The sequence below is a fragment of the Streptomyces sp. 2A115 genome, from assembly GCF_052245575.1.
In the GTDB taxonomy this organism is placed as follows: Bacteria; Actinomycetota; Actinomycetes; order Streptomycetales; family Streptomycetaceae; genus Streptomyces.
This window is the reverse complement of sequence record NZ_JBQQCG010000037.1, coordinates 98,451-107,120: the sequence shown is the minus strand read 5'-3', so window position 1 is coordinate 107,120 and position 8,670 is coordinate 98,451. Positions and strand designations below refer to the sequence as shown.

At 67.8% G+C, this 8,670-nt stretch carries 5 protein-coding genes and 1 pseudogene; all 6 read right to left on the bottom strand.

All coding sequences use genetic code 11. The features are described 5' to 3' along the window. A pseudogene (locus tag ACTWQR_RS28960) lies at positions 1–301 on the bottom strand (NtaA/DmoA family FMN-dependent monooxygenase); the annotation flags it as partial. Between the two features lie 204 nt (positions 302–505). Beyond that, a complete protein-coding gene (locus ACTWQR_RS28955; RefSeq protein ID WP_443230129.1) occupies positions 506–2,488 on the bottom strand; it encodes a dipeptide ABC transporter ATP-binding protein in 1,983 nt (660 codons plus the stop codon). A gap of 258 nt (positions 2,489–2,746) precedes the next feature. Continuing rightward, complete coding sequence (locus tag ACTWQR_RS28950) at positions 2,747–4,375, bottom strand: ABC transporter substrate-binding protein (RefSeq protein WP_443230128.1); 1,629 nt, start codon at positions 4,373–4,375, stop codon at positions 2,747–2,749. Between the two features lie 302 nt (positions 4,376–4,677). Further along, a complete protein-coding gene (locus tag ACTWQR_RS28945; protein WP_443230127.1) occupies positions 4,678–5,970 on the bottom strand; it encodes an MFS transporter in 1,293 nt (430 codons plus the stop codon). Continuing rightward, the gene (locus tag ACTWQR_RS28940) at positions 5,967–7,169 is read right to left on the bottom strand and encodes an MFS transporter (protein WP_443230126.1); all 1,203 of its coding nucleotides are present in this window, start codon (positions 7,167–7,169) and stop codon (positions 5,967–5,969) included. Before ACTWQR_RS28940 ends, ACTWQR_RS28945 begins: the two co-directional genes overlap by 4 nt. A 73-nt stretch (positions 7,170–7,242) precedes the next feature. After that, entirely contained in the window at positions 7,243–8,568 is a 1,326-nt protein-coding gene (locus tag ACTWQR_RS28935) for an NtaA/DmoA family FMN-dependent monooxygenase (RefSeq protein WP_443230125.1), read from the bottom strand. Between the last annotated feature and the right edge of the window lie 102 nt (positions 8,569–8,670).

Sequence of the window (8,670 nt, the reverse complement as noted above, 5' to 3'; positions counted from 1 at the left end):
TGGTGGCCACCACGCCCATTTTCGATGTGTTGGCGGCGACCATGACGGCCAGCGGGATCGGGTCCTGCTTGGGCGCGAAGACGGCGTTCTTGAGGGAACCTTCCATGGTGCCGCCGTACGCGTCGGCCACCATCACGGTGTCCTCGATCATCATGAAGTCGAAGCAGGCCCGCTCCATCGACCGGGCCATGTCGACGTGGAACTTGCCGTTGGCCCAGTTCTTCACGTCCGGGGAAGCCGACTCGGACTGCCAGTCCGGCGGCGTGAAGTTCATGAACCAACCCAGGTGGAACATCGTCATGTGCCTTTTCCTGCCTCTCCTGCTGCCTCCGCTGCCGCGAACGAGATCGCCGGGCAGGTCGGCACTGCTCCATTGCGTGCCTTGGTCCGTGGTGAACCCATGACATCCAGCGCCGGTGTCACGACGAATGCGCCGTCATGGCACTCGCATTGCGCCGCTGCGACCGTGGTCCGCCCCTCGGTGGACGGGGTGAACCACGCCTGGTCATCCCTTGTTCGCGGGAACGCTGAGGAGATGGCACGAGGCCTCCCGGCCCCCGACGCCGTCGATGGAGTAGAGGAACGGCGCCTCGGTGGAGCATCGGTCGATCCGCTCGCGGCAGCGCGGGTGGAACGAGCAACCCGACGGCACGGAGAGCGGGCTCGCCGGCTCGCCCGGCAGTCGCACCGGAGCGGCCCCAGGGGTGGGGATCGCGGCCAGCAGGGCTTTGGTGTAAGGGTGTTTGGGGGAGCTGATGACCTCCTCGGTCGGGCCCAGCTCGACGATCTGCCCGAGGTACATCACCGCGGTGCGGTCGGAGATGAAGCGCGCGGCGGCCAGGTCATGGGTGACGAACATGACGGCCATCCCGAGCTCGCGCCGCAGGTCCTGAAGCAGGTTGAGCACGGAGGCGGCCAAGGAGGCGTCCAGAGCGGAGGTGGGCTCGTCGCACAGCAGCAGCTTCGGAGGGACGATGACGGCCCTGGCGAACGCCACCCGCTGGCGCTGACCGCCCGAGAGCAGGCCCGCCTTGATGCCGGCCACGTCCGGGGGAAGCCCCACCTGGCGCAGTGCCCGGTCGACCAGCTCCCGGCGGTCTGCCCTGTTGTTCTCCTTGAGCAGCCGCTCGCCCACGATCTCGCCCACGGTCAGCCAGGGCGTGAGCGAGGCACCGGCGTCCTGGAACACCATTTGAGGCCGGCCGCCGGGTCGCTCGACATCCCCGCCGTCGGGCGCCATCAGCCCCGCGACGACGCGGAGCAGCGTCGACTTCCCCGACCCGGACTCGCCCACGACGGCCATCGACTCGCCGGGAGCGATCTCGAGAATCACGTTCCGCAACGCGTGGAGCTCGTCCTTCTTGAGCAGCCCGCGTCTGACTGTGAAGTGCTTGTCGACGCCGTTGATCCGCAGTGCGGGAGCGGTGTCGTCGACTTCGGCCATGGGCCGGAACGACGGTGCGGCGGCGAGTATCGTCTCTTGGCTCGTCGCTCCGGGGATGATGCAGGCCGCCACCCCCGAGTGCGTGGCCGCGGGGGTCGGCACCGGCAGAACCTCGGCGCAGTCATGGACCGCCGCCGAGCACCTCGGCGCGAAGGCGCAGCCCTGTGGATGTGCCCGAGGATCCGGCGGTTCGCCAGGGAGCGCCGGGATCGGTCGGCCGGTCGGCAGGTCGAGATCCAGCCGGGCGTTCAGCAGGCCCACGGTGTAGGGATGTGATGGTGCTCGCAGGACCTCCTCCGTCTTCCCGATCTCGGCCACCCGACCGCCGTACATGACCGCGATCCGGTCCGCCACCTGCGAGGCCACGCCGATGTCGTGCGTGACCAGGATGAAGGAGGTGCCGAGCTTGTCGCAGAGGTCGCGGATGAGGGCGAGGACCTGGGCCTGCACCGTCACGTCGAGTGCCGTGGTCGGCTCGTCGGCGATCACCAGCTCGGGCTTGCCGGCGACCGCCATGGCGATCATCACGCGCTGCCTGAGCCCACCCGACAGTTCGTGGGGGAACGCCTTCATCCGCCGCTTGGGGTCCGGGACGCCGACGAGGTCGAGAAGCCGCAGCGCCTCCTCCTCGGACCCGGTCGCCTCCACCACCTGGCGACCGATGCGCATCGTGGGGTTGAGCGAGGTCATGGGGTCCTGGAACACCGCGCCGAGGTGCAGCTTGCGCACGCGGCGCCGCTCCTCGTCCGACGCGGACACCATGTCGACGCCGCACACCTCGGCCTTTCCGGTGACGACGGGCATCGGGTCCCCGGCGAGCAGCCCGAGGAGGGCCAGCGCCATCACGCTCTTGCCCGAGCCGGACTCACCGACGACGGCGAGGATCTCGCCGGGGGCGATGTCCAGGGTGACGCCGCGCAGGGAGTGGACGGGCACTCCTCGACGCCTGAAGGTGACCGTGAGGTCCTCCACCCGAGCGCGTGACGCGGTCGGTGGTTCGGCGAGTGCCGCGGCGCTGTTCCCGGGAGTGCTGGTGCTGGTCATGGTTGATGCCCTCCTCAGCCTGGTGGTGGTGACGATGTCGGTGAGGTAGGAGTTCTGCTCCAGCCCCTCCAGGTACGTGCGCAAGATGACTTGTCGGTCGCGGGCGGAGGGAGATCAGGCGCTTCGTCGAGCCGGACCTCGCTCGTTTCCTCATGGACCTCGCCGGTCTCCTCGGGACTGAGAACAGGCCCAACTCAGCCTGTCTGAACCGGAGTTACGGTCGCGAGAGGCGTTTCCAACGGGCAGGCCGCCACCGGCTCAGACCCGTTCGATCTTGGCCGGGTTGAAGACGTAGGGAAGGTACGAATCGAGCTCGATCCCCGCGAGGTCGGAGTGGGTGACGAAGTTCTGCGGGATACGGCACAACGGGACCCACAGGGCCTCGTCCGCGATGATGTCGGTGATCTTCAGGTAGACGTCGTTGGTCTTGTCCTCGGTGCCCTTGGTGATCGCCTCGTCCATGAGCGCGTCCACCTTGGGGTTGCCGTACTGGAACGCGTTCAGCGGCTTCGCGCCGGTGCGCAGGAAGATCCGCAGCGCGGTGTCCAGGTGCAGCGCGTCACCGCCCATCGTCCCCAGGAGCAGGTCCGGCCGCTTCTCGGCCGGCTGGTTGCACAGGTCGAACCACTCCGCCGAGGGCATTGCCCGGATGGTGATCTCCAGCCCGGTCGGGGCGAGCTGGGTCTGGATCAGCTCGGCCATCTGCTGGGCCGGCGCGCCGTTGGACGACACCCAGGCGAAGTCGATCTTCTTGTTCGACAGCGAGGCGATCTTCTTGGTCAGCGGAGCGAGGTCGACCTTCGGGTCGAAGGGTGCGAGCCCCTTGGGGAACATGTTCTCCGGCCAGAAGTTCTCCTGGACCGTGGTGAGCCCCTTGAAGGACGTCTCGACCGCAGTGGCGCGGTCGATGGCGGTCATCATCGCCTGCCGCAGGGACTTGTCCTTGAACATGCCCGCGCCGGGGTTCATGTAGAGCGACATCATCGACGCGCCGAGGTTCGTGGCGACCGCGAACTTCTTGTTCTTCCGGTAGCTGAGCACGTCGGCGATGGCAAACCCGTGGCTGACCAGATTGAACGCGCCCTGGTCCAGCTGGAGCTTCTGGGTAGCGATCTCGGGGGTGATCTGGATCCGGATCGTCTTGAAATAGGGCTGCGCGCCCCAGTAGCCGTCGAATCGCTCCAGGACGTAGTGGCTCCCCGGCACGAACTCCTTCATGACATAAGGACCGGTGCCCGCGTCGTGGGTCTTGAGCCACTTCTGGGCCAGGTCGCCGCCCACCGCGTTCTTGGTGACCGCCGTCGGGCTGGTCACCAGCATCTTCCACGGGCAGGCCGCGTAGTGGAGGAAGGCGTTGTTGGGCTCCTTGAGCTTGATGACGAGGGTGGTCGCGTCCTTCGCCGTGGTCTTCTCGATCCCCTCCACCATGTAGGCAGGTCCCTGTTTGACCCCGGCCCGACGCTTGAAGCTCTTCAACCACGCCTCGGCGTCGGCGGGTGTACCGTCGTGGAACGTGACGTCCGGCTTCAGCTTGAAGGTGTAGGTCAGCTGGTCGTCGGAGACCGTCCAGGAGTCCGCCAGCTGCGGGATTATCTCGGACGTGCCGGACTTGTAGGTGACGAGGCCGTCGTAGCACGCGTGCATGACCTGCACGCCCTCGCCCTCGTACATGATGTCCGGGTCGGGGACCTGCATGTCCTGCAGGAACGGCATGCGCAGGGTGAGGTTGCCCGCGCCGTCCTCGCTGGCCTCATCGGTGCCACAGGCCTCGAGCAGGCTCATCAGGCTGACGCTGCCGAGCGTGATGCCGGCTGCCTTGAGCAGGCTGCGACGGCTCAGTTGGGTGCGCGGTTCCGGTCTGTGCTGGGCTTCGGTCTTGGTGGGCACGGACGCCTCCTACGGCGGGGACTCACGAAGCAACTTGGACAGTGCGGTGAGGGATGAGGCGAGGCGTTCGGCTCGTCTCCACGCTGTTCGCCAGATCAAAGCGGCGGTGTGTGACACCGCAGCGTCGTCATCGTGGCTTTCCTATTGCGCCTGGTTCGTAACAGACAGTGTTTTAGTCACGGAGCGGCCGAAGCCATGAGGGGCACTCGGAAGGCCAGAGGTGCGCGTCACGAGGGGCCAGGGGCGCGCGTCACAATGCGGGCTCTGGCACGCCGTCTGTGCCGGCGCGGAGGGAGGCGTACTCAGGTCCCGGGAGCAGGGCGGAGAGCGGTCTCCGGGGCGGCTGACAGCAGGTCGCGCAGGCGCAGGACGACCGTCAGTACCGCGGCCATCCCGACCAGGGACGACAGCATCAGGGCGTTCCTGGTGCCGAGCAGTTCGGCACCCGCTCCGATCAGCACCATTCCTATCGGCATCGCGCCGATCGCGGTACTGAGCACCCCCAGGGCGACGCCGCGTTCGGTGTCGTGTGCGGACTCGATCGCGAGGAGACTCTGCATGGACCCGAACGCGGCCTGTCCCATCCCGGCCACGAACAGCGCGATGAACGCGAGTTGGAATATGGGTGCGGTGGAGAAGCAGAACAGGCCGAGCAGAGCGACCATCGAGCCGACCGCGAAGACCAGTCCACGCCTCACGAGCGGCCGGGTGCTCAGGACGATTCCGCAGAGGATCTGGCCGCCGCCCGCAGCGGCGCCCAGGGCGCCGGCGAGCACGGCGTCGGCGGAGAACTCAGCGGCCACGAGAGGTACCAGGGGAACGTAGCCGAACATGAACAGGTTCATCGCCACGGTCACACCCAAAGTGGCCATCAGGCGCCGGCTGCGCCGGGCGAGCCTGATGCTGGCGGCGGCCTGCGTGACGATCGACACGCGCACACCGGGGTCGCGCGGGGTGGCGTAGCGAGGACTGGGGACCAGCCGCAGCAAGGCCGCCGAAACGCACAGCAGCACGCCCATCCCGGCGAATCCCGCTCCCATGCCCACGTGGTCGATGAGCGCACCACCGGCGAGCGTGCCGAACATGGCCGACCCCGCCTGTGCGGTGGCCTCGATCGTCATCGCCTGCCCGGCGAAACGCGGACCGACGGTCTCGTAGATGAGGGGGCGCTGCGCGGTCATGTTCACCAGCCCCCCGATTCCCAGCGCGAACATGAAGGGAAGGGTCATCCAGACCTCGACCCGTCCGGACTGGACGAGTCCGAACATCGCGAACTGGACCGGGATCAGCACCAACTGGACGCGACGGACGAGCTTGCGGCGGTCAAGTCGGTCGCTGATCACCCCCGCCACGAAGCCACCGATGAGCATCGGGAGGAAGACGAGCGCGCCGACCACCTGGTTGAGGATGGGCGATCCGGACATCTGGGCCAGCAGGTAGCTCGTGGTGAACAGGCCACCCCACCGCGTGGTGTGCCAGACGAAGGAGCTCACGCAGAGGTAGCGGTAGCCGGGGACCTGGAACAGCGCCCGCAACGAGTACGACGGCGCCGGGTCGGTCGAGTGTGGCGTGGATCGTGCTTCGTCCGTGGTCATCCTGTGTTCACCGCTGCCTTCTCCCGTCGCCGCAGACCGGACACCCCGAGGAGGATCAGCAGGCTCAGGCACGCGGAGCCCAGGGCGAGCGCGGAGAACCCGATCCAGCTGAGCAGGAACCCGCACAGGATTCCGGCGACTCCGCCGGAGACAGCGGTGACGAAGTCCGCCGCGCCCTGGACCTGCACCCGATCACCGGAGGTGACGGTGTCCACCAGAAGCGTCGAGGCGCCGATGAAGACGAGCGCCCAACCGAGCCCCACGGTGAACATCGAGACGAACATCATGGTGACGTTGTCCGCCACCGTCCCTGCGCAGCCGGCGAGAACGAGCACGAACGCGCCGTACCGCATCGTCACGAGCCGCCCGAAGCGGTCCGCGAAGCGACCGACGAGCGGGCTGAAGGCGAACATGCCCGCCATATGGGCCGAGACCACGAAAGGGATGATCACCTCGTGGTGGTGCGTCTTCATCTCGATCGGTGACATGGCCATCACGCCCACCATCACGGCCTGGGCGACAACCATGGAGAGCAGAGCCAGCCGGGCCGCGGGTGTGGTGGCGATCACCCGCAGTGAGCCGGTGACGCGGATCGACCGGACGGCGACGGTCGCGACATTGCCCTCCGCCCAGACGGCCAAGGGGTCGGGGCGTAGTCGCACGCCCACGTTGACCATCGCGCAGACGAAGAAGAACGAGCTCAGCAGCCAGGGACCGGCGTACTTCTCGAGCCCGAACACGGATTGGCCGAGCGCCTCGGCGGGTCCGACGAGAGTCGGGCCGAAGATCGCTCCGAAGGTGGCCGCGAACAGGATCCGGCCCATCGCCCGGCTTCGCTGGTCCGGCTCGGCCAAGTCGGTCGCCGCGTACCGGGCGAGCAGGTTGGTGGCGGAACCGGCGCCGTACAGCAGGAGGCCGCACAGGAAGAGCGCGAGGGAGGAGATCTGCACGCCGGCACACGCGACAAGACCTCCCGAGGCGGCGAGTGCGTAGCCCAGCTGCATGCCGACCCGCCGTCCGCGCAGCGCCATGACCCGGGCGAGCACCTGCGCCATGACTCCCGAGCCCGCGGTGACGGCCGCGGTCGACAGACCCACCCACGGCGTGGCGACGCCGACGATGTCCTCGACCACGAAGCCGCCGATCGTGACGGCCGCACCGAGCGCACCGGCGCCCACCACCTGTCCCAGGGTGAGCACGCGCAGGCTCCTGCGTTGGATCTCCGCGCGCTCGACCGGCGTTCGGGACATCCCCCAGGACGGGGAAGCCACGTCAGAACTCGAGCAGGTTGTCGCGGAACATCTCATAGGAGTACGAGGTCCGTGTCAGCCCGCGCTTCTGCAACTCGGGCACCAGCCCGTCGCAGACCTCACTGATGGAGCGCCGCGTCAGAACGTCCTGGGTGAGCAGGAACCCGTCGCCGCCCACCGTGGCCATGACGTCACCCATCTGGTCGGCGACTTCGGACGGCGTCCCCAGCAGCTCGACGCGTTGTCCGGCGCTGGTGGACGACTGCGCGGCGACCTCGCGCAGAGTGCGGTCCCCGTTGTGGGCGACGAACTGCTGCAGCGAGCTCTGGTGGCCGTTGGTCACCAGCTGGGACGCCAGATCCTTGATCGGGGTGTCCAGGTCGAACACGGAGAAGTCGATGTCCGTGGCGTAGCCCATCCCGGCGAGGCGGGTCACCGGGTTGGCGGCCGCCTCCTGTTGGGCCTGCTGCCGACGGTCCACGGCCGCCTGATGGGTCTCGCCCAGGACCGGTGACACCAGGAACAGCACCTTCACGGAGTCCGGGTCGCGACCGTGCGCCTCGGCACGAGCCCGGACGTCGTCGCGGTACTCCTTCATCTGCTCGACCGTGGTCGCCGAGGCGATGATCGAGTCGGCGTACTTCGAGGCGAAGGCACGGCCCTTGGGCGATCCGCCCGCCTGGACGATGACCGACCTGCCCTGGGGGGAGCGGGCCGAGTTGATGGGGCCCCGCGACTTGTAGAACGTCCCCTCGAAGTCCACCGAGTGGACCTTGGACGGATCGGCGAAGATGCCGTCCTGGTCGACCACCATGGAACCGGGCTCCCAGGACTCCCAGAGCTTGACGACCAGCTCGGCGAACTCCTCGGCCATGTCGTAGCGGACGTCGTGATCCGGCTGGGCGTCGTGGCCGTAGTTCTGTGCCGCACGGTCCGAGCTCGCGGTGACCATGTTCCACCCGGCCCGGCCCCGGGAGACGTGGTCCATCGTCGAGACGAGCCGTGCGAGCAGATACGGGGGGTACTCCGTGATCGCCAGCGTCGCGACGATCCCCAGGCGCGAGGTGTTCTGGGTGAGGATCGAGGCCAGGACCGACGGGTCGAACTTGGGGACCGCGTACGCGTTCTCCAGGTAGAAGTCGTGCTTGCCCTGCCAGGCGTCGGGTACGAACGACGAGTCCTCGAGGATGAAGTAGTCGAAGCACGCGCGCTCCAGGGAGCGCGCCATGTCGACGTAGAAGTCCGGAAGCATCCCCTCGGACTTGTGCGTGCCGATCCACTGGTCCCGCCAGCCGTGCACGCGGTAGCCGTTCATGAACCAGCCCAGGTGGAACTTTTTGGCTTGCAACCCGGCCTCCCGCTCTCTTCCTGCGACGGCGTACGGTCCTGCCGCCGACCTTCGTGTGGAAGCTAGCCAGGCGGCGTGACACCGACAGATCACGACCGTTCC

Coding starts and splice junctions, on each gene's coding strand:
- ACTWQR_RS28945 (WP_443230127.1), bottom strand. CDS start 5,970: ATGACCACGGACGAAGCACGATCCACGCCACACTCGACCGACCCGGCG.
- ACTWQR_RS28955 (WP_443230129.1), bottom strand. CDS start 2,488: ATGACCAGCACCAGCACTCCCGGGAACAGCGCCGCGGCACTCGCCGAA.